Annotated in this window: 18 protein-coding genes; 13 read left to right on the top strand and 5 right to left on the bottom strand. The window is 58.7% G+C overall.

Annotation, left to right across the window (positions count from 1 at the left end; translation table 11 throughout):
• Positions 1 to 16 precede the first annotated feature (16 nt).
• Positions 17 to 1,291, top strand: coding sequence for a phosphatidylserine decarboxylase family protein (locus tag M3P21_RS11525; RefSeq protein ID WP_249710136.1), 1,275 nt, complete (start codon positions 17 to 19; stop codon positions 1,289 to 1,291).
• 22 nt (positions 1,292 to 1,313) lie between these two features.
• Here M3P21_RS11525 and M3P21_RS11530 read toward each other — a convergent pair whose 3' ends face one another.
• A complete protein-coding gene (locus M3P21_RS11530) occupies positions 1,314 to 3,065 on the bottom strand; it encodes a basic amino acid/polyamine antiporter (RefSeq protein WP_308445949.1) in 1,752 nt (583 codons plus the stop codon).
• A gap of 134 nt (positions 3,066 to 3,199) precedes the next feature.
• Here M3P21_RS11530 and torT point away from each other — a divergent pair, with 134 nt between their 5' ends.
• The 11 genes from torT to M3P21_RS11585 all read left to right on the top strand — a co-directional run bounded on the left by torT (position 3,200) and on the right by M3P21_RS11585 (position 17,253).
• On the top strand, positions 3,200 to 4,255 hold the full coding sequence (torT, locus tag M3P21_RS11535; RefSeq protein WP_249710138.1) for a TMAO reductase system periplasmic protein TorT: 1,056 nt from the start codon (positions 3,200 to 3,202) through the stop codon (positions 4,253 to 4,255).
• 100 nt (positions 4,256 to 4,355) lie between these two features.
• Positions 4,356 to 5,897: a sugar ABC transporter ATP-binding protein gene (locus M3P21_RS11540; RefSeq protein ID WP_249710140.1), complete on the top strand. Its 1,542-nt coding sequence runs from the start codon at positions 4,356 to 4,358 to the stop codon at positions 5,895 to 5,897.
• A gap of 65 nt (positions 5,898 to 5,962) precedes the next feature.
• The gene (locus M3P21_RS11545; protein WP_249710141.1) at positions 5,963 to 6,895 is read left to right on the top strand and encodes an ABC transporter permease; all 933 of its coding nucleotides are present in this window, start codon (positions 5,963 to 5,965) and stop codon (positions 6,893 to 6,895) included.
• Positions 6,892 to 7,899 carry an ABC transporter permease gene (locus tag M3P21_RS11550; protein ID WP_249710143.1) on the top strand — a complete coding sequence of 336 codons (1,008 nt, stop codon included), beginning with the start codon at positions 6,892 to 6,894 and terminating at the stop codon, positions 7,897 to 7,899. The genes M3P21_RS11545 and M3P21_RS11550 overlap by 4 nt, the downstream gene beginning before the upstream one ends.
• Before the next feature lie 27 nt (positions 7,900 to 7,926).
• Complete coding sequence (locus tag M3P21_RS11555; RefSeq protein ID WP_249710146.1) at positions 7,927 to 10,014, top strand: hydantoinase/oxoprolinase family protein; 2,088 nt, start codon at positions 7,927 to 7,929, stop codon at positions 10,012 to 10,014.
• Entirely contained in the window at positions 10,011 to 11,825 is a 1,815-nt protein-coding gene (locus M3P21_RS11560) for a hydantoinase B/oxoprolinase family protein (RefSeq protein WP_249710147.1), read from the top strand. Before M3P21_RS11555 ends, M3P21_RS11560 begins: the two co-directional genes overlap by 4 nt.
• Positions 11,822 to 12,751 (top strand): aminotransferase class IV, encoded by a 930-nt coding sequence (locus tag M3P21_RS11565; protein WP_249710148.1) that lies wholly within the window; start codon positions 11,822 to 11,824, stop codon positions 12,749 to 12,751. Before M3P21_RS11560 ends, M3P21_RS11565 begins: the two co-directional genes overlap by 4 nt.
• Before the next feature lie 197 nt (positions 12,752 to 12,948).
• Positions 12,949 to 14,001 (top strand): ABC transporter substrate-binding protein, encoded by a 1,053-nt coding sequence (locus tag M3P21_RS11570; RefSeq protein ID WP_249710149.1) that lies wholly within the window; start codon positions 12,949 to 12,951, stop codon positions 13,999 to 14,001.
• Between the two features lie 186 nt (positions 14,002 to 14,187).
• The gene (locus M3P21_RS11575) at positions 14,188 to 15,333 is read left to right on the top strand and encodes an ABC transporter permease (protein ID WP_249710150.1); all 1,146 of its coding nucleotides are present in this window, start codon (positions 14,188 to 14,190) and stop codon (positions 15,331 to 15,333) included.
• Positions 15,326 to 16,144 (top strand): ABC transporter permease, encoded by an 819-nt coding sequence (locus M3P21_RS11580; RefSeq protein WP_249710151.1) that lies wholly within the window; start codon positions 15,326 to 15,328, stop codon positions 16,142 to 16,144. The genes M3P21_RS11575 and M3P21_RS11580 overlap by 8 nt, the downstream gene beginning before the upstream one ends.
• Before the next feature lie 17 nt (positions 16,145 to 16,161).
• Positions 16,162 to 17,253, top strand: a complete 1,092-nt coding sequence (locus tag M3P21_RS11585; RefSeq protein ID WP_249710152.1) for an ABC transporter ATP-binding protein — start codon at positions 16,162 to 16,164, stop codon at positions 17,251 to 17,253.
• An 82-nt stretch (positions 17,254 to 17,335) separates the two neighbouring features.
• Here M3P21_RS11585 and M3P21_RS11590 read toward each other — a convergent pair whose 3' ends face one another.
• On the bottom strand, positions 17,336 to 18,040 hold the full coding sequence (locus tag M3P21_RS11590) for a TIR domain-containing protein (RefSeq protein ID WP_249710153.1): 705 nt from the start codon (positions 18,038 to 18,040) through the stop codon (positions 17,336 to 17,338).
• Positions 18,037 to 21,174, bottom strand: a complete 3,138-nt coding sequence (locus tag M3P21_RS11595; RefSeq protein ID WP_249710154.1) for an ATP-binding protein — start codon at positions 21,172 to 21,174, stop codon at positions 18,037 to 18,039. The genes M3P21_RS11590 and M3P21_RS11595 overlap by 4 nt, the downstream gene beginning before the upstream one ends.
• Positions 21,175 to 21,344: 170 nt before the next feature.
• Between M3P21_RS11595 and M3P21_RS11600 the strand changes: the two genes are divergently transcribed.
• Complete coding sequence (locus tag M3P21_RS11600) at positions 21,345 to 22,805, top strand: metallophosphoesterase family protein (RefSeq protein ID WP_249710156.1); 1,461 nt, start codon at positions 21,345 to 21,347, stop codon at positions 22,803 to 22,805.
• 296 nt (positions 22,806 to 23,101) lie between these two features.
• Here M3P21_RS11600 and M3P21_RS11605 read toward each other — a convergent pair whose 3' ends face one another.
• Positions 23,102 to 23,638, bottom strand: coding sequence for a VOC family protein (locus M3P21_RS11605; protein ID WP_249710157.1), 537 nt, complete (start codon positions 23,636 to 23,638; stop codon positions 23,102 to 23,104).
• A 10-nt stretch (positions 23,639 to 23,648) separates the two neighbouring features.
• Positions 23,649 to 25,844: an alpha-ketoacid dehydrogenase subunit alpha/beta gene (locus M3P21_RS11610; protein ID WP_249710158.1), complete on the bottom strand. Its 2,196-nt coding sequence runs from the start codon at positions 25,842 to 25,844 to the stop codon at positions 23,649 to 23,651.

Genomic DNA, 25,844 nt, shown 5'->3' on the forward strand with positions numbered 1-25,844 from the left:
CACAAAGGAGTACCTGATGTCTTCGCGCGAAACCTCGGTGAATGTGCACTATAAGGTCGGCAAGTGGTTGCCGTCGGATCAAGATGTACTGGATTCCTGGACGGCAAAGATTGCCGCCAAGGCCGAAACCGATACCAGCCCGTTGCTTCCGGCCGTGCAGAACCTCAAGACACTGATCGAAACGGACGCGAAAGCCTATATGTTCTTTACGCAGATGTTTCAGGATGTGCCTGAAAGCCGCAAGACATCGCCAACCGGCAGGCCACAAGTGCGCGACTATGAGCATATGTTGCGCCTTTTCAACACGATCATGACCCATGCACCAGAGTTCAATGAAAGCGGGCTTGTGGGCTTTCCGTTCAATGCGATCCTTGATTGGTCGATGGCAAATGTCGGCGGCTGGGCCGGGTTTTTGGACGACAAGGTCGATGCCTATCTGCGGGCGATGCTGAACGAATGGGCCGTGTTCCTGCAATCGCCCGAAAGCACGTCGGTACTAAGCGATGATCCCAGGTCGGGATGGTTCGGCGCGGATGCCAGGAAAGCGATGCCGACCTTCGCCGAGGACTTCATCTGCGATCCCTCGCTGCCTCATTACGGGTTCAAATCCTGGGATGATTTTTTTACCCGCCGGTTCAGGGAGGGCATAAGACCCATTGCCGACCCAGACAACGACGCCATCGTTGTGAGTGCCTGTGAGTCGGCGCCCTACCGCGTGGCGCAGGGCGTGAAACTGCGTGACCAGTTCTGGATCAAGGCGCAGCCTTATGCGCTGCAATTCATGCTCGACAATGATCCTTACACGGATCAGTTCGATGGCGGGACCGTCTATCAGGCGTTTTTGAGCGCCTTCAGCTATCACCGCTGGCATGCGCCTGTCTCGGGGCGGGTCGTCAAGACGCGGGTGATCGAGGGCACTTATTATTCCGAGATCATGGCAGAAGGTCTGGATCCGTCAGGCCCCAATGCCTCGCAAGGGTATATCGCCGAAGTTGCGACACGCGCGCTGATTTTCATCGAGGCCGGCAATCCCGATATCGGGCTGATGTGCTTTGTGGCGATCGGCATGGCCGAAGTCTCGACCTGCGATGTTACCGTTTTTGAGGGCCAACATGTCACCAAAGGTGACGAGATCGGCATGTTCCATTTCGGTGGGTCCACCCATTGCCTGCTGTTCCGGCCCGAGGTCGATATCACTTTTGATTTGCACGGGCAGACACCAGGGCTGGACAGCACCAATATTCTGGTGAACCAGAAGATCGCCACTGTCGGGCCGCGAAGATCATCCTGAAAGCCCTAAGCAGGTCTGGCCATCAACTGGAATAGACCTGCGGCAATTGCCCGGTGATCAACATCCAGACGGCGGCTGCCGCAAGCAGGAAAAGGGCGATCGCCGTCAGTGCCTCGACCCCGGTGAACGCGCGCTCACTGCCTGCGCTAGATCTGCGTGCCCAGTAGAACACCGGCAGCCCAATGGCATAGATTACCGCGCCAGCCAGCATGAACTGCACACCCGCCGCATAGACCAGCCAAAGCCCGAACCCCGTTGCGATCAGACTGATGCTCAAGGCGGAGATCTTGCCGATTTTGGCATCTGCGGGATAGTCACCGGACCAGATCACCTTCCACAGAAAAGCCGCCGATCCGATATAGGCGGGCAAGATCACAACACCGGTGATCGACAGCATCAGGTTCCAGGCGTCATTGGAGAAATAAACCAGAACAACCGCTGCCTGCATGATGGCGGTCGAGATCACCAGCGAGAAAGAGGCAATGCCCGCTTTGTTCGTCTTGGCAAAAATCTTGGGGAATGTTCCGTCCCTTGCGCAGGCCCACGGCAATTGCGCAACAAGCAATGTCCAGACCAGCCAGGAACTGAGCAAGGCGATAATGACACCGATATTGATCATCACTTCGCCCCACGCCCCCACCAACGAGGCCAGGATTGCCGCCGTGGAGGGCGGTGCCATTGCCGCCAGTTCCCCCTGTGACATCACCCCAAAGGGCAGGATCGAGACCAGCACAAACAACACCGTCACCAGGAAATACCCCAGCAGTGTGGCCCGGCTCACCGTAGCCGCATCAGCGCGGTCGGACATGACAACTGCACTTTCGATACCAATATACATCCAAAGCGTGACCAGCATGGTTCCCTTGATCTGATCGATCACGCCGCCGAGTGGTTTGTCCTGTCTCGCCTGATCTGAGACATTGCCCCAAAAATCAGAGGTGAAAAGATCTCGGCTGAACGAAAAATAGAGCACCACAAGCAGGAACAGAGTGACCGGAACAAACTTGGCCACGGTTCCGATATTGTTCAGGACCGACGCTCCCTTGACGCCCCGCATCACCAGAAAACACAGCCCCCAGATGATTGCAGAAGAGGCCAGCGTCGCCTGCCACGTGTTTCCACCCGCAAAATAGGGTGGGAAGAAATAGTTCAGCGCATCCATCAGCAGCACGGCATAGCCGACATTGCCAAACGCGACCGAAAGCCAATACCCCCAAGCTATGAGAAATCCGGCCAGCTTACCGAAACCGGCCCGCGCATACATGTAGATTCCCGACGTTAATTCGGGTCGGATGTCGGCAAGCACCTGAAAACTGCGCGCCAGAAAGAAGATGCCCAGCCCCGAGATCAGCCAAGCGACCAGGATCGCTCCAAGCGCGGCAGATTGAGCCATGTTTTGCGGTATGTTAAACACACCACCACCAAACATCGCGCTTACAACCAATAGTGTCATTGCAAAAAGCCCCAGTTTCTTGGGGCTTGCCGCCTGGGCGCTTTCATCTTTAGCGGGTGAGGAGTTTGAAGTGGTCTCTGATGCCATCTTTTTTTGTCCTAAAGGCGGGACCGTAGCATCCGGGACCGGAAGTGCCGACTTCCCGGCGACGCAGGCGGGCACCACCACTCTATGAAGTTCAGACCGACGCGGGAAGTCCAAACCCAGGATAATGTGGATTGCGCCACCACGGCGGGTACCATGCAATCTACGAAGGACTGAATTGGGGCAGCCGGACCGTTTCATTCTATAGCCGATCCACCAGATGCCTGGATTGAACATCTAGGTGTCGGTCATCAAGCAGCTGAGTGCCAGTTCAATTTTTTGTTTCACAAGTTATAAAATGTAATATAATAGTGAAACCCAGCGATCTCTACTTCACACTGGGGTGGAGGTGGCAACTGGGAGGAGATATTATGAAGCATAGCATCAAAATTCTGGCCGGTTGTGTTGCCACAGCATGTGCGGCTGGCAGCGTGTCCGCGCAAGATGCGCCATGGTGGCCATTTACTGCGGAAGATTGGACAAGCGGCGAGGCGGTTCCGATCGAATATGAGCCTACAGAGACACCGACGAAAAAGTGGAAGCTTTGCGCCGTCTATCCCCACATCAAAGACAGCTGGTGGATTGCCGTGAATTACGGCCAAGTCTCCGAGGCACAGCGCCAAGGCGCCGAGCTGACAATTTTCGAAGCGGGTGGCTATACCAACCTCAATCAGCAGATTTCGCAGTTTGACGATTGCGTCGCCCTTGGAGCAGACGCCATTCTGGTCTCGGTGATCTCTGAGGCCGGGCTTGCCAATCAGATCGAAGAAGCCACAAACAATGGCACTGTTATCGTTGGTGTCGGCAACCCGATTTTTGAAGCCAAAGTCACCAGCAAGATCTTTACCGATCAAGAGCTGATGGGATTCACCGGCGGGCAACTGGTTCGCGAGATGTTCGGCGAAGATCCGGCGCGTGTCGTGCAATTCCCCGGACCGCAAGGTGCAGGGTGGGCCGAAAGCAGCGCGGCCGGGTTCCGGCGCGCGGTCGAAGGGTCCGAAATCGAAATTCTCGAGGATAAATACGGCGACACCGGAAAGAGCGTGCAGCTCAGACTGGTTGAAGACGCGTTGCAGGCCCATGATGATGTCGACCTGCTTTATGGCGTTGCTGTCATGGCCGAGGTGGCGGTCACCGCCGTCGATGAGGCCGGGCTTGCCGACGATACCCAGATCGTGTCCTGGTACAGCAATCAGGGCATGATCGACGGGGTGAAGAACGGCACCATCTCGGGTACAGTCACGCAATACCCTGTCGCCATTGGCCGCATCGGTGTTGATCTGGCGATCCGCGCTCTGGAAGGGCGGGAGCATGCCAAGGAAGTTCATCCCGTGCCACTTGCGGTCACCGCCGAGAATGTGGGCGATATCGATTTGACCCGCGCCTTTGCGGTCCCCGGTTTCCAGCCGACCTTCAAGGTCGATTGACGCGGGTCCTCCCCGGGCTCGTCGGTTCCAGGATACCGGCATTGTTCGACTATCCCAGGACCCGACGCAGCCTCGGGCGGAGCCTGACCAGGACGCTCATATGACCGACCAGAAATCGCCACTCATCGAACTGCGCGCCGTAACAAAGAAGTTCCCCGGTGTAATTGCTCTCAAAGACATTGATTTCGACCTTAAAAAGGGCGAAACCCATGTCCTTTTGGGCGAAAACGGAGCTGGAAAGTCCACGCTCATCAATATTCTGGCCGGCAGCTTCCCGCCAAACGCGGGAAGCTACTTGATCAATGGTGTTGCCGCAAAGGGTCTGACCCCCCACAAAGCGCGCCTGTCAGGCATCAGCCCGGTGTTTCAGGAGTTCTCGCTGGCACCTGAGCTGACCGTTATGCAGAACATGTTCCTCGGGCGGGAAATTCGCCGTTTGGGGGTTTTGGACAACGCGGCAATGAAGGTCAGAGCCGAAGAAGTGCTTTCAGAGCTTGGGTTCGAGATCAATACAGAGATCAAAGTCGGCGAGCTTTCACGTGCGCGCCAGCAAATGGTGGAGATCGCGAAGGCGCTTTTGCAGGACGTTCAGGTGCTTATTCTGGACGAACCGACCGCCTCGCTTACGGACTCCGAGGCCGAGAAACTATTTGAGTTGGTCGAGCGCCTAAAAACTGATGGCTGTGGCATCATTTATGTGTCCCATCGCATGGCCGAGATCCGGAAAATTGGTGATCGTGTCACTGTGCTGCGCGATGGGCGGAAAATCGGGACCGTCACCTGCGCCGATACCAGCGACGCAGACATGATCGAAATGATGACCGGTCGGAAGGTTGACACGCTGTTTCCGAAGGTTGTGCAGAAACCTGGCAAAGAAGCTATGCGGGTTGAAAAGCTGACATCCTCTTGCGGGGGAGTCAAAAATGTCTCTCTGACAATGCGGCACGGAGAAATCGTGGGCATCGCCGGGCTTGTCGGCAGTGGAAAATCTGAAATTGCACGCCTGATCTTTGGGTTGGAAAGCATCGCAACGGGCGCGATTTTTCTTGCTGCAAAAACCGAGATCCGAAACCCGTCCCCGCGCAAAATGCTGCGCAATGGTATCTGCTATCTTCCGTCTGATCGGGTGGGCGAGGGCCTGGCCATGGATCGGCCGATCCGCGAAAACGCAACGATTGCCGCCTTGGACACCGAAAAGTTCAATCTGCGTGGATTAATGCGCAGAAAGAACGAACGCGATGCTGCCAATAAGGTGGCGGACAGGTTTTCGTTGCGCCCTCTTGATATCGAGCGTCGGGTCGAAGCCCTGTCAGGTGGCAATCGGCAAAAAGTCATGCTTGCGCGCGGCATTCTGCGCGATGTCGAGGTGTTTCTGTTTGATGAGCCCACCGTTGGCGTCGATGTCGGTGCGAAGGCTCAAATCTACCATATTATCAACGAGTTGGTGGAAAATGGGGCGGCGGTGCTTTTGATTTCGTCCGAATTGCCGGAAATAACCAATCTGTGCAATCGGACTTATGTCATGCGCCTTGGTGAAATCGTGGGCGAATTGCTTGGCGATGAGGTGACCGAGAATAACGTGTTGAATGCCATCTTTGATGACCATACCCGCATGAAGCCTGACGCACAGGTGCCCGCATGACGTCGAACGGCATCTGGCACAAGGCGCTGAACGCGCTTGGCCGGGTCGGGCTTCTTCCACTTCTGGTGTTGTTTGCATTGATCCTGCTAAGCTTGGTTGAGCCGAGGTTTCTGCGTCAGGCGAACCTTATCAATGTGTTGCGCGGCACCGGTTTTCTGGTTCTGATCGCCTGCGGTCAAATGCTGGTGTTGATTGTTGGCGGCTTTGACCTCTCGGTTGGTGCCGTTGTGGCATTGTCAAGCGTGGTCAGTGCGTTGACGATGGCGGGTTTGGGCGCCGACGGGGCGATGAGCGTCTGGACTATCATCGCGTTTGGATTCGCTGCAGGGATTGGTGCAGGCTTGGTCGTTGGGCTGCTCAACGGCCTCTGTGTGACCTACCTGAAGGTTTCTCCCTTCATGGTGACCCTTGGGACGATGTCCATCGCAGCCGGGGTGGCGTTGTACATTTCGGCCGGGGCCCCGGTTTATGGGCTTCCCGAAGAGTTTACGCGCATTTTCGGGCGTTACCGTTTTGCGGATCTGCCCATCATCGTCTACACGGCCGCTGCTGCGGCAGCAGTGCTCTGGCTGATGATGAATAAGACGGTCTTCGGGCTCTATGTCTACGCGATCGGGGGCGATCCGGCGGCAGCCCGAAATTCAGGCGTCTCGGCTTCGGCGGTTCTGATTTCCTGTTACGCCATCTGCGGTATGCTCGCCGGCCTGACCGGCCTGTTGCTGACGGCGCGCATTGGCTCGGGTGAGGCGACCCTTGGCAGCACTCTGATGCTCGAAAGCATTGCCGCATCAGTGATCGGAGGCGTGTCACTGCGCGGCGGGGTTGGTCGCGTTGAGAATGTCGTTCTTGGGGCGCTGATCCTGGTGCTCGTCACCAATGCGATGAACCTGATGCGCGTCGACAGCAAAATACAAACCATCGTTATCGGGATTGTCCTGATCCTTGCTGTCGCAGTCGATGCCTGGCGGCAACGAATTCGCGGGCGGCGGGCGGCATGATGCGCGAATTGATCCTCAATACCCAGCTGTCGCAGCGGTTCAACCGCGAGACACTGGCGCGCACCGTCGGCGCCTGCATCATGCCGCTGATCATTCTGGGGTTGTCGGTGGTTTTCGGAGTGCTGGAGCCTCGATTTTTTACGGGGCAGAACTTGGGCAACATTCTGGTTCAATCGAGTTTTCTGATCGTTCTGGCCGTCGGACAGATGTTCTCGCTGATCGTACGCGGATTTGATCTTTCCGTTGGTCAACTGATCTCGATGGTCAGCGTCGCAAGTGCGCTGGTCATGGCGCATCTGGCCTCAACAATGCCGGAGGCGCCGTTTCTGGCCGTTGCGGTTGGTCTTGGGGCAGGGCTAGCTATCGGGGTTGCCGCTGGGCTGATCAATGGTCTCAATATCGCGGTTCTGGAAGTGCATCCTTTCGTTGCCACCTTGGGCATGTTGGGCATTTGCCAAGGCATTGCCTCGACCATCTCGGGCGGGTTTCCGGTATTTGACGTGCCGGATGTTCTGGCGCGGGCTTTTCTGCACAACAGGATTTTCGGTATACCCCTGCCTGTCGCAACGGCGATCCTGGTCTGTGTGGTGGCGGCCTTTGTGCTGAACCGAACCGTTTTTGGACGGATGCTCTATCTGGTGGGGTCAAATCCAAGGGCATCGGTCACCGCCGGGATACCGGCCAAGCGCGTACTTGTCGGTGCCTTTGTGACCTGCTCGCTCATCACCGCGATTGCCGCATTGATGCTGACCGCGCGTACCGGATCGGGTGAACCGCTGATGGGGGGCGGATTGATGCTGCAATCCATCGCCGCGGCAGTGATTGGCGGTGTGTCCCTGCGCGGCGGTGAGGGGCGTGTGCTGCACTGCGTGATTGGGGGCATCTTCATCACCATGCTCTCCAACGGGATGAACATGGTGCGGGTCGAGGGCTATTTCCAGATGATCGTTCTGGGTGTTGTCGTCATCACGGGTGTTTTCCTCGACCGGTTACGGAAGCGGTGAAGTTGGACAGAGCTTTGGAGAAAAAGAGTGACGTATGACGTTTGCATAGATATCGGGGGCACCTTTACCGATTGCCTGGTTGCCGATCAGAATGGCGATATCTCGATCTTCAAGGCCCCCACAACGCCCGGAGAATTCGAAAAGGGCTTCATCGATGTCCTGAATGTCGCCGCCGAAGGTTTCGGCCTGCAACCCCGCGCCTTTATCGAGCAGATCGCATTGATAGTGCATGGTTCGACCGTTTCCACCAATGCGCTGGTAGAGAAAAAGACCGTTAGAGTCGGGTTGCTTCTGAATGACGGGCATCAAGACATGCTGGTCTTGCGCGAAGGGCCGCGCAAAGGCGCATTCGAATGGAAGCTCGACTATCCCGAGCCTTACGTCCCGCGCAACCTCACTCAGACGGTTGTGGGGCGCATAGATGCACGTGGCAAAGTCATAACACCTCTGGATGAGGCGGGCGTTCGTGCCGCGGCGCACCACTTCAAGGTATCCGGTGTAGAAGCCCTTGCCGTTGGTCTGCTGTGGTCGGTTGTCAATCCCAGCCATGAGTTGCGTGTGGCCGAAATCCTTGCTGAAGAATTGCCGGGAATTCCCGTCACACTGAGTCATGAGATCAACCCGATGCCGCGCGAATACAAGCGCGTCATCGCTGCCGCCATCGACGCATCGATCCGGCCGATCGTTCAGACCTATATCAAACGGCTGGAAACGGCGCTGACCAGCGGGGGATTTCATGGCGAGTTGCTGTTGGCCAACTGCATCGGTGGCATGATGCCGTTGTCTGAAATGCTGCAAAAGCCGATCTACTCGGTGATGTCAGGTCCAACGCTTGCGCCGATGGCGGCACTGGCCCTTAGTGATGAGCCGGACATCATTGTCGGGGATATGGGGGGAACGACCTTTGACGTGTCCGCCTTGCGTGGCCACCAGTTGATCATAACGCCGGACAGCATGATCCATGACGATAGCCTTGGCATCCCCAAGGTCGATGTGCGTTCGGTGGGCGCGGGCGGAGGGTCCATCGCCAGCGTCGATATCGGTGGGTTATTGCATGTCGGACCTCAGAGCGCCGGAGCCCGGCCGGGCCCGGCCTGCTACGGCCAGGGCGGGTTAGCCCCGACTGTTACCGATGCAAACGTGGTCCTCGGGATTGTCGACCCCGACTATTTTCTGGGCGGCAAGATGAAGTTGGACACCGATGCCGCCATTGCGGCGGTGAGCCAGATTGCCAGCGCTCTTGGCATTGGCGTTCAGGAAGCGGCCTGGTCGATCTATACCACTGCCAACCACAACATGGTTTCAGCAATCGAGGAAATCACCGTCCGCGAAGGTCTGAACCCCCGCGAGAGTTTCTTTGTGTGCGGTGGTGGTGCGACGGCGATTCACATTGCGGAAATGGTCGATATCCTTGGGCTGACAAGCTACATGATCCCTCGTTTCATGGCGGGGCTGTCGGCCTTTGGCGGATTGATTTCGGACATCTGCCGCGAGGATAATGCGGTGTTTCTGACATCGGATGCCGCTTTCAATGCCAAGGGGGTCACCGCCACGCTTGGGTTTTTGACCCAGCGCGGAACGTCCTTCTTTGATGGCGCAGGTGTTGCCGGGGAAAACCGTTCGTTCGAGTTTTCCTTCCGCGGGCGCTATGAGTTCCAGTCGTTTGAGATCGAGGTTCCGTTCGACGCTCCGGGCGGGCAGGTGACCGCAGATATGCTTCCCGATCTGGTCGAGGCGTTTCACCAGATGCATGAGCGGATCTATTCGATCCGATCCGACAACGACACGGTGGAATTTGTAGCCTGGAAATCCCGCGCGGTGGGCAAGCGAGATGGGCAGGACCTGCTGAACAGTCAGCGCATTGCCCAACAATCGGGGCCGGTCGTGCCCAAGGGCGCGCGGCAGGTCTATCTGGGTCCTCAGGATGGGAAGCAGAACCTTGCTGTCTATGACCTGCGGGGCTTGGGTGAGAGTGCAACGGTTTCCGGGCCGTGCCTCGTCGAGAACGAGACCTTCACCGCTTACCTCAAATCTGATCATCACGGTGCGATCGACTCGCAGGGGAACCTGCAGGTTGTTGTCGGTTCTGACTTGGTAAAGGAGACGCAGGAATGACCCGAGAATACGATGCCTCGCCCGATGCCAAACGCCGGATTGACCCGTTCATGGTCGCGGTGCTCAAAAGCAGGTTCGAAGCGATTGTGCGCGAGATGAGCCTGGTCGTCATGCGGGCAAGCCGGTCGGCGGTGATCAAAAATGCCCGCGACTTTTCCTGTGCGATCCTCACCTTTGAACATGAGCTTGTCACGGTCGAGGATGCCCTGCCCATCCACGTGATGTCGATGGATATGGCGACGCGGCCACTGACCGATCATTTCGACGATATCGAAGACGGTGACATTTTCATCAACAATTGCCCCTATACCGGCGGAACGCATCATGCCGATCTGATCATGGCGATGCCGGTTTTTATCGAAGGCACCCCCCGGTTCTGGGCGGTCGCACTGTCCCATCATGCGGATACCGGCGCGCCCGCGCCGTCGACCTATTTGCCCTTTGCCAAGAACATTTTCGAAGAGGGGATGCATTTCCCCTGCGTCCGCCTAGTGCGGAAAGGCGAAGTGCGCGACGACATCCTGCGGATCGGGACAATGCGCAACAGGGTGCCGGATCTCTGGTTAGGTGATGTGCATGCCCAGTTGGGAGCGTGCCGTACCGGGGCACGGCGGATCGAAGAACTGTGCACACGCTATTCCGAGCAAACGGTTCTGGATTTTATCGCAGACTGGTTCGACTATGGGGCCCGGCGCGCGGCAGCGGCGATTTCGGCGCTGCCGAAAGGCACCTATTCCTACAGCATCAAACACGATCCGGTGCCCGGTGTTGCCGATGACGGTATACCGGTCAATGTGGCTGTCCACGTCGACCCTGAGGCGGGCGAAATCATAGTAGATGCGCGCGATAATATCGATTGCGTCGAGGGTGGGCTGAACCTTTCCGCGAATACCGCCACCGGGTCGTGCCGGATCGGTGTGTTCAACAATCTCGACGCCTCAATTCCTCATAACGAAGGCGCAAAATCCCGGGTGAAGGTGCGCCTGCGCAAGGGCTGCGTTGTCGGCGAGCCCAGCTATCCCGTTGGCACCTCGGTCGCGACGACCAACGTCAACGACAGGTTGATGATCGCAGGCAACGCCGTCTTCTCAGAGATGGGCGCCCCCTATGGCCAGGCGGAAAGCGGTTCGCACCTGCCTGCAGGGGTGGGGGTCATCTCGGGGGCTGATCCGTTCAAGGGCGGTAAAACCTACGTCAATCAGGTTTTTGTCGGGTATGCCGCTGGCGGGGCCAACCATGGTCATGATGGCTGGCTGACCTATTGCGGCGCTGCAAATGCCGGTCTGATCCAGCTCGACAGTGTCGAGGTGGACGAAAGCATGTATCCGATCCTCATCGAAGAGCGCGGCGTGTTGCAGGACAGCCAGGGCGCGGGCGAATTCGAAGGTGCGCCTGCAATGTATGGTCTGTTCCGTCCCATCGGGCATGACATGACCATCGCTTATGCGGCTGATGGCACAACCTTCCCACCGCGCGGCGTGCTGGGCGGCGGCGATGGCAAGGCAAGCCTGACACGGCGCATTGATGCAGACGGATCGACCGAGGACCTGCCCGCCTTTGCCGAAGAGATCATTCCCGACGGTTCCAAGCTGTATTTCACGGCGTGCGCGGGGGCCGGTTATGGCCCTCCGTCGCGGCGTGATCCGCAGCGGGTCGCGGACACGGTCAATCGCGGCTGGTTGTCACAAGCACGCGCAACACAGGACTACGGCGTGGCCTTCGAAGATGGTGCTGAGCCCGGTGTATTGCAGGTCGATGAGACCGCCACCGACGCCATGCGCAAATCCGCCTCAGAGAAGGCGCGCCCATGACCTTGCCGGATGATCCGCACACGCGCGAGGACACGCCCGAAACCAAAGGGATCGCCTATGACGGCGACGCATTTGTTCCACTGGAATCGGCCGTCATTTCGATGATCGATCGAGGTTTCGTCCGGTCTGATGCGACCTATGACGTTACGCATGTCTGGAAAGGTCGGTTTTTCCGGCTGGACGACTATGTAAACCGGTTTTTTTCGTCGATGCGCGGGTTGTGCATGGAGATCAGGGAAAGCCGGGATGAAGTCAAATCCGTCTTGCAGGAATGTGTCGCCCGAAGCGGGTTGCGCGATGCATATGTTCAGATGACCTGCACGCGCGGTGTGCCGCCCGTTGGCTCTCGAAATCCCAAAGATTGCGAAAATCGCTTCACTGCCTTCGCCCAGCCTTTTGTCTGGATCGCAACCCCCGAGCAGCAAGCCAAGGGGGTCCATATGATCGTGGCCTCAAATGAAAGGATATCATCCAAGGCCATCGATCTGAGGATAAAGAACTTCCATTGGCTGGACCTGACCACCGGCATTCTCGAGGCTTACGACAAGGGTGCCAGCATCGCCGTGCATCCCGGCCTCGATGGCAACCTGACCGAAGGCGCGGGGTTCAATGTGTTTGTTGTCAAAGGCAATCGCCTGGCGACGCCGGACGGAAATGTCTTCGAAGGCATGACGCGTCGGACGGTGCTGGAAACGGCGGACCGGCTGCAACTAAAACCCGAGATCCGGGCGGTCGATCCGAGGGAACTTCTGGACGCGGACGAGATTTTTGTGACCAGCACTGCCGGAGGCATAATGCCGGTGACAATAGTTGATGGCCACGATGTCGGTGCGGGAACAGTTGGTCCTGTAACGCATTCGGTTCATGATCTCTATTGGTCCTTGCATGAGGGTTCTCAGTACAGTTCGGCGGTTGCCTACAAATAAGCATCTGAACAGCACAACAGCAGACACCACCTGAACTTCCGCTTTGCGCGACTGATTCCCGCAGATGGGCCAAATTTCACCCACAAAGAACGTGAAAGATTTGCTTTTGCAAAATGTAATTTATAAGTTATTATTAAAATCGAACAAAAACAAAACACTTGGCGGCTCTGGCCGACCCAAAATGGGGAGAACAACCAATGACACATCTGAAAGTGCCCACTGTGATTGCTGCGGCGACCGTTGCGATGGCCTTGTCTGCCACGGCATCAGGCGCACGGGACTTGACCGTAATCAGCTGGGGCGGGGCGTATCAGGACGCGCAGCGCGACGCCTTTTTCCAGCCCTATCAGGAATTAACGGGGCAGACCCTGATTGATGAACCCTACAATGGTGAACTGGCGAAGATCAAAGCCATGGTCGAAGTGGGCGATGTGACCTGGGATGTCGTCCAGATGGAAGCGCCGGAATTGGAAAACGCCTGCGATGAGGGCTTGCTTGAACCCATCGACTGGAGCCGGATTGGCGGGCAGGACAGTGTCATACCCGATGCCGTGATGGGCGATTGCGGGGTGGGGACCATCGTTTGGTCTGTCATCATTGCTTATGATGAGGATCGGCTCGGGTCGGACGGACCGCAGAACTGGGCGGATTTCTGGAATGTGGAACAATGGCCCGGCAAACGTTCGCTGCGCAAAACGGCCAAGCTAACGCTTGAGGCGGCGCTGATGGCGGATGGCGTTCCCGCCGATGAGGTCTATCAGGTTCTGGCCACCGAAGAGGGCGTTGACCGGGCTTTCGCCAAGCTGGACGAAATCAAGGATCATATTCAGTGGTTTGAGTCCGGCGCGCAACCGCCGCAATGGCTGGCTTCGGGTGATGTGGTTGTGACGGCTGCGTATAATGGGCGCATTGCCTCGGCAGTGGAAGAGGGCAGGAATTTTGCCTCGGTTTGGGACGGGCAGCTTTATGCGCTTGACGGATGGGCAATTGTCAACGGCTCACCAAATGTCGATGCGGCATATGATTTTATCAAGCTGGCGACGGAACCGGAAAACCAGGCCAACCTGTCAAACAAGATCCCTTATGGGCCAACCCATGTCGATGCGATCCCGGCGACAGATGAAGCCGTCCAGAGTCAACTGCCGACCAACCCGGACAACCTGCAAAATGCATTACCGATCGACACGCTGTTTTGGATCGAAAACGTCGAGCAGTTGAACCAGCGGTTCAACAATTGGGCGTCGCAATAAACTTTTGGCGCGAAACACGGTAGAGTGACCACAGTTTCGCGCCGTTCGATCAAAAGAAGTCACATGCAAAGTTCGACGTACAGTACCGAACCGGAGCTACGTTCCGGGAACATCTCTGGTCTTCGTCGAGACTTTGCCGCTGCGGAGCGACGGCAAAAGACCGGTTCTCTTTTGCTGCTGTTGCCGTTGCTTCTGTTCACGATCGTGTTCTTTGCCACACCGATCACCGGCCTTTTGTTCAGGGCCGTTCACAGCCCCGAATATGCCAGCTTCTTCCCCAACTCCACCGAGCACCTGCAAAGCAGCGGGAGTTTCAACGAGCGGTTTTATGAAACGCTGTTTTTGGACATACGCAGCAGCGACGAGGCCAGAACCAGCGGTCGTGTCGCGCGACGGTTGAACCAGGATCAATCAGGGTTCATCACGATGGTGAAACGGGCTGTCAGAGCATCGAGATCGGCCCCCGAGGACATCACCAGCTACCAATCCTGGTTCCTTGACCTCGACGACCGATGGGGAGAACCCGACTATCAGAATGCCATCCGGCGCGCCGTCCCCAAATTCACTGATTTCTATCTGCTGGCGACGCTGGACATGAAGCGTGGCGAGACCGGAGGCTTCGAGAAAAGTCCTGAAAATCAGGCCATCTTTGTGAATGTCATCCTGCGCACGCTCTGGATCAGTTTCTCGGTCACGATGATCTGCGTCCTGCTGGGATACCCGGTGGCATGGACGATGGCGAATGCGAGTAAAAAGTGGCGCAACATCCTGTTGCTGGGCGTTCTGTTCTCTTTCTGGACATCGCTTTTGGTTCGGACGGCCGCTTGGGTGATTGTCCTTCAGAAGGAGGGGCCGGTGAACAACGCGCTTCAAACGCTGGGGTTGATCGACGCGCCGCTGCAACTGGTTTTCAACAGGTTCGGCGTCTATGTCGCGCTAACCCACATCCTGTTGCCCTTCCTGATCTTTCCGCTCTACAGCGTCATGGTCGGCATTCCAAAAGATCTGATGCGCGCTGCCAAAAGTCTGGGCGCGCGACCGGTACGCGCGTTCTTTTCGATCTATGTTCCGCAGACCTTTCCCGGTCTCAGCGCCGGCGCCATCTTGGTCTTTGTCCTGTCCATCGGCTATTACATCACGCCGGCCCTGGTTGGCGGTCCCAAGGATCAGATGTTGAGCTATTTCATCGCCTTCTATACAAACAACACGATCAACTGGGGACTTGCCGCTGCACTGGCCCTGAACCTGTTGGTGGTCACGTTGGTCCTCTACAGCCTCTATCAGTACATCATAAGAGACAAGCGCCTGCGCCTTGGAGGGGATGATGTTTGATCATTCGCTTTCGGGCCGCGAGAGGGTCTTTGTTGCCGCTGCCTGGGTGTTTTCCGGGCTTGTCATCGTTTTTCTTGTCCTTCCTATCGTCGCAATCATCCCCCTGTCGTTCACTTCGGATAGCCTGCTGAGCTATCCGATGCCGGATTGGAGCCTGCGCTGGTACCGCGAGCTCATGGACTCTCCGGCCTGGACCAGAGCCCTGAAGAACAGCCTGATCGTGGCGGTTGGGTCCACCTGTCTGGCAACCGTGCTGGGCACCTTGGCGGCGATCGGGCTCAATCGGCGCAGCTGCCCGTGGCCCATTTTGATCACCGCCTTTCTGACGACACCAATGATCGTTCCGGTGATCATAACGGCCATTTCGTCTTACTTCTTTTACAGCCGTCTGGGTCTGACAAACTCTTTTGCCGGCATGATCCTGGCACATACAATACTTGGTGCGCCCTTTGTTGTGATCACCGTCACCGCCACGCTGAAAGGGTTCGACCAGAACCAGATAAAGGCCGCCTCCAGCCTTGGCGCGCGCCCGATATACGCCTTTCGGACCGTGACGTTGCCGCAGATCCTGCCGGGCGTCGTTTCCGGCGCGGTGTTTGCCTTTGTGACCTCGTTTGACGAGGTGATCGTCGCCCTGTTTGTCGCGGGATCCCAGCAGATCACCCTTCCGCGTCAGATGTTCAGCGGCGTGCGCGACAATCTTGACCCCACGATTGCCGCGGTTGCCACATTGATGGTTCTGGTCACCTTTGGTGCCCTCGGGATTGCTGGTCTTGCCGTCGCGCGCAGGCGCAGGAAATTCAAACCATAGATCGGGAACAGCGGAAGATGGCGAAACCTCAAGACGCGTTTGTTCGCTTCGAGAACGTGCAGAAGTCTTACGACGGCAAAACGCTGGTGATCAAGGATCTCAACCTCGACATCTTCAAGGGTGAGTTTGTGTCGCTGCTGGGGCCTTCGGGGTCGGGCAAGACCACGGCGCTGATGCTTCTGGCGGGGTTTGAACCGCCGACAAAAGGCACCATCCACCTTGACGGGCGCCTTCTGAATTCCGTGCCGGCCTATCACAGGAATATCGGGTTGGTGTTTCAGAACTATGCGCTCTTCCCGCATCTGACGGTTCAGGAAAACATCGCTTACCCGTTGCGTGTTCGCGGGGCCCCGAAAACGGAGGTGATCGACCGGTCGCGGAAAATGCTCGACATGGTGCGCCTGAGCGGGTTTGGCGGCCGCTATCCCAACCAACTTTCGGGGGGCCAGCAGCAGCGTGTCGCCGTTGCCAGATCGCTGGTGTTCGACCCGGCGCTGGTTCTCATGGACGAACCTCTTGGCGCGCTCGACAAGAAGCTGCGCGAGGAGATGCAGCTTGAGATAAGGCACATTCACGAACAGATCGGGATCACGGTGGTGTTTGTCACCCATGATCAAGACGAAGCGCTGACAATGTCAGACAGAGTTGCGGTGTTCGATCAGGGGCGTATTCAACAGGTTGATTACCCGGCGGAACTATACGAGCGACCCGGAAACAAATTTGTTGCGTCGTTTGTCGGTGAGACAAACATGCTGTCCGGGACGTTTGAGGGGCAAGAGGGTGGCGTCGCCAAAGTGCGGCTGAACAATGGAGCCTTGATGGCTGCGTCGCGCATCGACGAGGTCGTCATCGGAGCCCGCGTCGCCGTGTCCGTGCGACCGGAACGCATTCGGTTGCATCAAACCGAAGGGGTTGGAAGGGTCGCCGCCCACCATGTTGAAACGATCTATTCAGGTGCGAATTCGAAACTGGTTTTGTCCATCGGTAATGGGGAGAGGGTAAAGACCATTGTCTCGGCAGTTGAGATGGCCGAACTGTCGGATCAGGCCTCTGCGATATATTTGTCAATTGATCCAGCAGACGCGCGAATGTTCTCGGCCCAGGCGTAGCCCAGCGGTTCAGTCCTATCACTTCAGAGCACGCGATTGGGACATCATGAATGCGGTGGTGAGGGCGCGACATCGGGTCCGGTCACATGACGGCGGAGGCTCCGAACGCAGCCTGATAGGCCTTGTTGGTCTTTGACCATTCGATCAGTTTTTGCCCCGCTTCGAGCGCCGCCTTGGCATTGGGGGCGTTGGAAATACCGCTCAGGTAGCGACGGAGTTCCGACCCTGCATCTGCAGTCATCGCACCGACCTCCATCACCAGGCTCACATTCGGGGGCGGTGTATAAGTGTAGCTGTTATGCGACTGCGCTTCGATCCGCTTGAGCAGGGCGGGAACGATCGTCGCTGTGTTATGCGCATATTCCCAAGTGGTCGAAAGCCCCTGAAGCATCGGGTTGTCGACGCCGCCAAACAGGGTCACGGGCGTGGTCTTGTAGATCACAAGCGGCAATCCCGCCGCATAAGCGGTGGTTACCTCAACGATGCTGCCGCCATCGGGCACCCGGCCATCCATATTAAAGACAAGGCTCGAACAGCGCCCGAGCAGCTGATAAATATCCTGCGCGTAGCCGACCTTCAGAATGATGTACAACATCTCCTGTCCCTGCTGCGACCAGACCTCGGGATCCTGCAACAGTCCCATCATCTTGGCGATCTCAACGCCGTCGCGCGGGGCGAGATAGGTGCCGAACCCCCCGGCCTCGAGCACGGCCGCGATATTGTATTGCTCCCAGAGATCGCCGACGCTGAACATCGGCCCCGAGCAGAAAACGATATGGTCTGTCATGAAGGGGTCCCCTTGTGAAAATTGCGTCCCTTGGACTGGTCTGAAATGAGGGCCGCAGCGCGGCGCAGATCGGCGGTCGCGGCACCGGGTTCGATCCGGCTGACCCAATGGGCGACAAGCTGCGTCACTTCGGCGTCGCGGCCCGTGTCCACGAGCAGTTCGGCCAGCGACAGTGCACAGCGCAATGCGAGTGAGACGGCACCGTAGTTGTCGGCCTCGTCGAGCGCCGCGCACAGTTGCGTTTCGGCCTCTTCACACCGGTCCAGCGCGGCCAGCGCCTGCGCCCTGACCCGCATCATTTCGGGGTTCCAGACCGGCTGGTTCAGCAGGCCGGCCATTTTCAACCCGGTATCGAGGATGACCAGCGCCGTATTCGCGTCGTCATTGGCCAGCCGTGTCCCGGCCATGATAGCAAAGCCAAGGCCCGAACCCGACTGGCTGCCGGTTTTGGCGAGCATGGCCAGCGCCGCATCGACCTCGCGGCAACGCTGTTGCGGCGGATCAACGGGTTGCCCCGCCCGCAACAACTGGCCCAGCCCGCCCCAGAGCGGAATGCCGAGCTGCGTGCAGGTCTCGTAGGTCTCGGTGGCCAGGGCATAGGCCCGCTGCGTTTCGCCCCGGAAATGCAGCACCATAATCAGGAAGGCCCGCGCGGCTGCGAGGCTGAGCGCAGAATTTAAACTTTCGGCCAGCGCCAGTCCTGCTTCGGCGCGGCGCAGCGCGGTATCGGGTGCGCCGCACCACCAATGGGCCATTGCGCCGACGCCATAGGCCAGAACCCCCTGATCGGTGCCGATCCCATAGGTGACTTTGGCGTAGTCTTCCGGGCGGTAGAGGCGGATCACCTCTTCGGCGTGCTCGACGGCAGCCGCGCCTTCACCCAGATTAAAGCGCAGAAAGGCCAGTGAGGTATGCGCGCGCAACCTGCCGATCCGGTCCGTCCCCGAGCGCGGCATGTCCAGAATGCGGTTGGCGAATTCTATGCCCTTGGCGCTGTCGCCCTTGTCCAGATGATGCGCCGCAAGCCCGTTGAGCACCGAAGAGGTTTCGTCGTGATCCCCAAGACGTTCGGCCAGTTCCAGTGCGCGGTCAAGGACCGGCTTGATTTCGGGCGAGGCAAAGCCCCGCACCCCCATGATGGCATTTTCCAGCAGAATCTGGACGGACAGTTCGATCTCGTCGCGCTGCCGTCCGCTTTCGGTTTCTTCCAACGCTGCCAAGGCGCGGCGATAGAGCACCGTAGCGTCCTCGACAGCAGCCTGTTTGACGGCGCGCAGCCCCGCATCACGGTACCAGATGGCCGCATCAATGAATTGCCGGGACGCTTGCAGGTGATGCGCGACCATGTCGGGCTGGACACTTGCGCCCCCGGCGGCGTCTTCCTGCAGGCAGGCGGCGGCGCGAGCGTGGAGTTCACTGCGTTCTGCCCGCAGCAGCGTGGCATAGACCGCCTCCTGCGTAAGTGCGTGTCGGAACATGTAGCCGTCATTGGTGCCGGGGCGCGGGCGCAGAATATCGGCCTGCAACAGATCGCCCACCGTATCCGCTATCTCGGCCTCGTTGCGGCGCGCCACCATGGACAGAACGGACATGTCGAGATCCTCGCCCAATACGGCGGCGACCTGCGCTGTCTTCTTCGAACCCGGCGACAGAACGTCCAGCCGCTCCATGATCAGGCTGTTCAGGGTTGGGGGGATGCCAACGTCCGGACGCTGCCTGGTCCGCTTTTCGCCGGCGAACCGGGATAGTTCCTCGACATAAAGCGGGTTACCGCCTGCGCGCGTCAGAATGTCCTCGAGCACCGGGTCCTGTAACTCGGCAGGGGCGGCGGTCTGCTGCGCCAGTTGCCGTGCCTCGTCGGGGGTCAACGCTGCCAACTCGATCACTTTGGTCTGTTTCGCGGGCAGCTCGGCACTGCCGTCCGGGCGCTGCGCCACCAGGCAGAACAAGGCGAGCGGCTGCGGCCAGTCCAACAGCAGCTCGAGCAATTCGAGACTGGTGGCGTCGCTCCAGTGCAAATCTTCGCAGATCAGTGCCACGGGCCGGTCTGCCGCGAGGCGGGCAATCCAGTGACCCAGTGCCAACAGAGTCTCGTGGCGCAGGGTTTCGGGGCTTTCGCCCTCCAGCGTGACCGTGGCAGCAGTATCGATCCCGAGCAGTCGCGCGATGATCACTACAGCCTCTTCGGGGGCGTCTTCCTGTTGCAGGACGCCTTGCCTGAGACGCGCAAGCGCCTCTTCCTCACCCATGCCCTGGGTGATGCCCAGGCTCTGCCGGATCAGCGCGATGAACGGGGCAAGCGGCGCACCCGTCGACAACGCCTCACACTGCACCTCGAGCCAGATATGAGGCGTATCGGCCAACTCGGCCCGGAAGGCGCGCAGCAGGCTGGTCTTGCCGATGCCCGGATCGCCCTTGACCGTGGCCGCGACCGGTCCTTTCGCGGTTGCCTGCTGCCAGAGATCCCGCAGCTGACCCAGAGGTGCCGCCCGGCCCAGAAGCGGCGCGGACCCGGCGAGGTCGCCGGACCGGATGCCGGGCGTGGCGGGACGCAGAATCCGGTGTAGCTGCAGAGGTCGGGCGACGCCTTTCAGGGCAATGGGTCCGAGATCCTGCGCGACGAATTTCTGCCTGAGCAGGGACATCACCGGCTCGCTGACAAGCACTGTGCCGGGGCGCGCCTGTGCCTCGATCCGGGCAGCGATATTGACCGCTTCGCCAAAGAGCACATCACGCCCACCCTGTTGGCTTTCGCCCACGACCACCTCACCAACATGCACCCCGATCCGGGCCAACAGGCGGTTGCCATCGCGGGCGGCCCCGGGCTGCTGCATTGCGTCCAGCATGTCGAGCGCAGCCCGAACTGCCCGTTCGGCATCGTTTTCGCGCGCCTGCGGATAGCCGAAATACAGCAGCAGGCCATCGCCCAGATATTGCGCAATCCGCCCGCCATAGTCAGAGAAGGTGCGCCGCCCGGCTTCCTGATAAGCGAGGATCAGCGCGGCGTAATCCTCGGTGTCGATCCGGCTGCTCAGGTCGGTCGATCCGGCCAGATCTATGAAGACGACCACAAGCTGTCGGCGCTCACCGACCACGTTGTGCCGGTCGGAGAGGTTGTTGCCGGAATGAACCATATCCCGCCCCCCTGAAATATCCCGAACTCGGGCGCATTACGTAAATTCATACTTAATTCTTTCAGCTTGACCGCATGAGCTCCCTTACGTCAAGTGAGAGTGGGGCGTCCGATGCCGGCCTTGTCCTGGGCAAGGCCGGCAAGGACCGTGCCACAGCAGGGAGGAAGATCATGAGCGATATCCGCTATATCTGTCTGTCCGATATGCATTTTGGCGCTGACAACAGCATCTTGACGCGCCTGACCTCGACCGATGGTGCGGTGGACTCGAACCATCCCAGCGATCTGCTGGTGCAACTGGTCGGCTGTCTGCGCCATCTGATCAATTCCAACCACGATGCCGCCTTGCCCACCCTGATCCTGAACGGAGATATTCTGGACCTGGCCTTCAGCACCAAGACGGTCTCGGCGATGGCTTTCCAGCAATTTCTGGAGCTTGCGATGCCTGAGGACCCCGACGGGCGGCTGTTCTCGACGCGGATGATCTATCTGCCGGGCAATCATGATCACAACCTGTGGCAGACCTGCCGCGAACGCCGCTTTGCCGACCAGCTCGCAACCTCGGACTGGCGGGATCGCGCACCACCGGTGCCCCATACCACTCCGCTTCTGAATCCCGATCCGCTGCCCAACTTTCTACTCGAAGCGATCGGACGGCGACTGCCCTGGCTGTCCGATTTCTCGGTCGAGACGGTTTATCCCAACCTCGCCTTTGCTACCGACGACAAACTGGTGATCTATACCCATGGGCATTTCATCGAGGATGTCTATCTGCTGGCCAGCAGCTTTGCCGACAGTCTGTTCCCGGACACCAAGCCCCCCGTTACGATGGAACAATGGGAGGCGCAGAATTTCGCCTGGATCGACTTCGTCTGGTCGGTGGTGGGGCGGTCGGGCCGCATCGGCCCCGATGAAGAGGTGGTCTACAACCTCGGCAACAGCCCTGCGGAACTTGGGGCGCTGGCCGGGGCGGCGGTGCGTCGCCTGCTTGAAGCCAAGGCCGGGCCGGTTGGCAAATCGCTGGGTGTCGGGGCTGGAGAGCTGGTGAGTGATGTGGTGGGCAAGGCCTTTGAGCGGGGCGCGCCGCAACATCTGCTCAACGACGGAGGCGCCGGCCTGCGCCGGTTTATGCAAGTCCCGGTGCAGGGACAGATTCGGGCAGGTTATAGCGACAGGCCGGTACCAAACGACATTGCAGTCGTCTTTGGCCATACCCACAAGCCTTTCGAGAAGGTGATGGAGATCAGCGACTTTCCAACGCCACGCTTTACTGCGGTTAACAGCGGAGGCTGGGTGGTGGACAGCCCTGCGCCGCAGCCGCTGATCGGCGGGGCGGCGGTTCTGATGGATGCGGATTTGAACCTCGCGTCGCTGCGTATGTATAACGAGGCCGATGCGCCGGGCGATTATCGCGTGGCCCTGCACAAAGCGGGCCCGGCAGAGGCCGATAACCCTCTCTTCGACCGGTTGTCGCCGCTCGTGACCGCCGATCAATGGCCCTGGGCGCAGTTCTCGGAAGTGGCGTGTTTGGCGGTAAAAACCCATAATGATCGGCTGAAGGCGTTTCTGGCACAGCACGCCCCGCCCGGCTCCGGCAGCAAGGCCGCGTCCACCGTCGCGGCTGAGCGCTGAATACTACTCAAGGGTTTTGCCAAGTTGTTGTCTTTTTGTGGTGGAACGTGTGTTGGTGGGAGATCAGGTTGAAAGGGTCGGGCGAAGAAAGAATTCTCTGCGCCTGCCGGTGTGACTTTAACCGACCAGATATCTTTTTACGTGCGATCGATATCTGATCTTCGGCTCCTATTGGCGATCAGGGTAGGGGCGATGGTCCATCTCAGCCATCATCTTTTCCCGGAACACTTCGGCTGGCGTCTTCTATAGTTGGCAAAAGCGCGGGCATGGTGAATTCAACAGATATGCTGCTTTGCTTACTCTGAGGGCGCGGTCGGATTCCATAGGCGGCGGTCAGTGAATTGCTCATAGCCTTTGCCTTCCGGATAGCTGACCAGTTCCAGTTGCATGCCCCATGGCGCAAGGAAGTAGACCCAGCTCTGTCCAGCAGAGGGTCCCGTATTGCGCGACACCGGGTCGCCCAGGATCTCGACCCCATGCGACCGCAGCCAAGCTACCGCATCGTCGAAATCGTCGGTATAAAACGCCAGGTGATGCCCGCCGATATCGCTGTTCTTCAGCAGATCGGCGCGTTGATCAGGGGCGTCATATTCGAACACTTCAAAATTCGACCCATGGCCGCAGCGGAAGAACCGAAGCTTCTTCATCTCTGTTTGGTGATGAACATTCAGCTGGCGCGCCATCCAGTCACCTTCGACCTGGAACGGACCGATATCGTAGAATTGCTCGCACCCCAGAACATCAACAAAGAAGCGTGTCGCTTCCTCCAGATCGGGCACGGTAAAGCCGATATGCTCGACCCCCCGCAGCCCGGGCATTCCTTTTTTTTCCACATTGATCTCCTCACATCACAATCAGGTCGCCCCGGCCGGTATCGATCATCATCTGACGCAGTTGCGCCTCAATCTCGGGTGCCATGGCAAAGGCCGCGCGTTCCAGCACTTTCGACACCGACGGCGAACTTTCCCCGCCATGCACACGCTGCACCGGCTGGTCGAGATAATCAAAATAGCGGCGCTGGATCTCGTCCGTCAGCATCGCACCATAAGAGACCGTCAGAGGGCCTTGTTCGACCACCACAACATTGTTGGTTTTCTTGATGCTGTCGCCGATTGTCTCCCAGTCCAGGCCCGCCCGGTCGAGCGAGCGCAGGTCGATGATTTCGGCGTCCAGCCCCAGTGACGCCGCCGCCTGGCACGATTGCGTGACCATGGCCGAATAGGTCAGGATGGTCAGCGCGATACCCTCCTTCACGACTTTCGCCTTACCCAAAGGAATAAAGTAGTCGTAATCCGTTTCCGGGCCCTGCATCTTGCGCGTGTAGAGATCGACATGTTCGATCACCAGAACCGGATCCTCGCACGTCAACGCCGCATTCATCAGCCCGACATAGTCAAACGCGGTCGAAGGCGCGACAATGCGCCAGCCGGGCCATTGCGCAAACAGCCCCGCCGGGTCCATCGAATGCTGCGACCCATAGCCAGCGCCGATAGCGATCTTGGTGCGAAACACCAGGGGCATTGCCGCATCGCCACCAAACATGAGCCGGGCCTTGCCAATCTGGTTGAACAGCTGATCCGCAGCTACCAGAGAAAAGTCGGGATACATCAGCTCCACCACCGGGCGATAGGTGCCAGACATGGCAACGCCCCCCGCCAATCCACTGAACCCGGCCTCTGCGATAGGCGTGGGAATGATCCGGTCGGGGTATTTCTCGGCCAGACCCTTGGTGACCCCATTGGTGCCGCCTTTCAGACGGTGAATGTCTTCTCCCATGCAGAAAATACGCGCATCATCCGCCATGCGCCGGTTCATCACCTCTGCTGCTGCCTCGACGTATCTCATCTCGGTCTGGGCGCCAGAGAAGGTCTCCTGCTCTTCGAACCGCTTGCCGTTGAGTTCGGACAATTGCCCGCGCAGGCCCGCATCGCGCTGCGCCGGGTCAGGCCAGTGGCTGTCGATTATGGTCCGCTTGTTGCCATCATCTATGGTCAAAGCGGATGCCGCCTGCTGCATGGCTACACGCGCTCTGGCCGCCAGTGCCGCGTCGCCATCGTCATCCAGCCAGCCCTGCTGTTTCAGGCCGTCCAGCATCACGATCAGCGGATCGCGTTCGCGCCATTTTATCTCGTCTTCCTTATTGCGGTAGCCGAAGGCGCTGGCGGACATGCCACCGCCGTGATGGAAGAACCGGTAAAGCACGGCTTCGATCACCGCTGGCCCCTTGCCCGAGCGCATGATTTCGAGCGCCCGCTCGGTTGTGGCCCGCACCGCGACCGGGTCCATTCCGTCCACCCGGAACGACGGGATGCCAAACGCCAACCCGCGCGAGGACACCCGGGTTTCGCGGGTCTCTTCCTCGACACTTGTCGACACCGCGAAGCCGTTGTTTTCTATGAAAAAGCACACCGGCAGGTCCCAGAGGGCCGCCAGATTCATCGCTTCGGGCACAGACCCGATATGGGCGGCCCCTTCACCGAAGTAGGAAAACACCGCCTCATCGGTTCCCGAGCGTTTCTTGGACCACGCCGCCCCGGTTGCAAAGGGCACACCGCCACCAACGATGGCGTTGGTGCCAAGCGCCCCGGCTTCGGCCCATCGCAGATGCATCGACCCGCCACGGCCTTTGCAATAGCCCTGCGCGAGCCCCATGATCTCTGCCAGTGATTTCTGTAGCAATGTCAGGATGTCACCGGACAATTGGGTTGTAAGGGGGTCGGCGTGGCTGTGATCCAGATATGTCAGGGCTTTGGCAATGAACTGATGGTGACCACGATGCGAGCCGGTGACCTGATCCCCCGGCTTCAGGGGGGCGATCGACCCGATGGCGCCGCCCTCTTGGCCGATCGAGCTGTGCGCAGGCCCGTGGATCAGGCCCTGTCCATCCATCTCCAGCACCATTTCCTCAAAGGCGCGGACCAGATGCAGATGGTTGTGCATCTTCACTGCTTCATCTCTTCCGAGCTTTGCCCAATCGGCCTCGGTGACAAAGATGTCCTGCCATTCGGCCATGGGCTCAAGTTTCTGCGTTCTTGGCAT

This window comes from Ruegeria spongiae (assembly GCF_023502395.1).
Classification (GTDB): domain Bacteria; phylum Pseudomonadota; class Alphaproteobacteria; order Rhodobacterales; family Rhodobacteraceae; genus Ruegeria_C; species Ruegeria_C spongiae.

Bases quoted from the DNA above. Each gene is read 5' to 3' on its own strand.
- torT (WP_249710138.1), top strand. From the start codon at position 3,200: ATGAAGCATAGCATCAAAATTCTGGCCGGTTGTGTTGCCACAGCATGT.
- M3P21_RS11550 (WP_249710143.1), top strand. From the start codon at position 6,892: ATGATGCGCGAATTGATCCTCAATACCCAGCTGTCGCAGCGGTTCAAC.
- M3P21_RS11580 (WP_249710151.1), top strand. From the start codon at position 15,326: ATGTTTGATCATTCGCTTTCGGGCCGCGAGAGGGTCTTTGTTGCCGCT.
- M3P21_RS11590 (WP_249710153.1), bottom strand. From the start codon at position 18,040: ATGACAGACCATATCGTTTTCTGCTCGGGGCCGATGTTCAGCGTCGGC.
- M3P21_RS11585 (WP_249710152.1), top strand. From the start codon at position 16,162: ATGGCGAAACCTCAAGACGCGTTTGTTCGCTTCGAGAACGTGCAGAAG.
- M3P21_RS11525 (WP_249710136.1), top strand. From the start codon at position 17: ATGTCTTCGCGCGAAACCTCGGTGAATGTGCACTATAAGGTCGGCAAG.
- M3P21_RS11600 (WP_249710156.1), top strand. From the start codon at position 21,345: ATGAGCGATATCCGCTATATCTGTCTGTCCGATATGCATTTTGGCGCT.
- M3P21_RS11565 (WP_249710148.1), top strand. From the start codon at position 11,822: ATGACCTTGCCGGATGATCCGCACACGCGCGAGGACACGCCCGAAACC.
- M3P21_RS11595 (WP_249710154.1), bottom strand. From the start codon at position 21,174: ATGGTTCATTCCGGCAACAACCTCTCCGACCGGCACAACGTGGTCGGT.
- M3P21_RS11560 (WP_249710147.1), top strand. From the start codon at position 10,011: ATGACCCGAGAATACGATGCCTCGCCCGATGCCAAACGCCGGATTGAC.
- M3P21_RS11530 (WP_308445949.1), bottom strand. From the start codon at position 3,065: ATGTTCAATCCAGGCATCTGGTGGATCGGCTATAGAATGAAACGGTCC.
- M3P21_RS11540 (WP_249710140.1), top strand. From the start codon at position 4,356: ATGACCGACCAGAAATCGCCACTCATCGAACTGCGCGCCGTAACAAAG.
- M3P21_RS11610 (WP_249710158.1), bottom strand. From the start codon at position 25,844: ATGCCAAGAACGCAGAAACTTGAGCCCATGGCCGAATGGCAGGACATC.
- M3P21_RS11570 (WP_249710149.1), top strand. From the start codon at position 12,949: ATGACACATCTGAAAGTGCCCACTGTGATTGCTGCGGCGACCGTTGCG.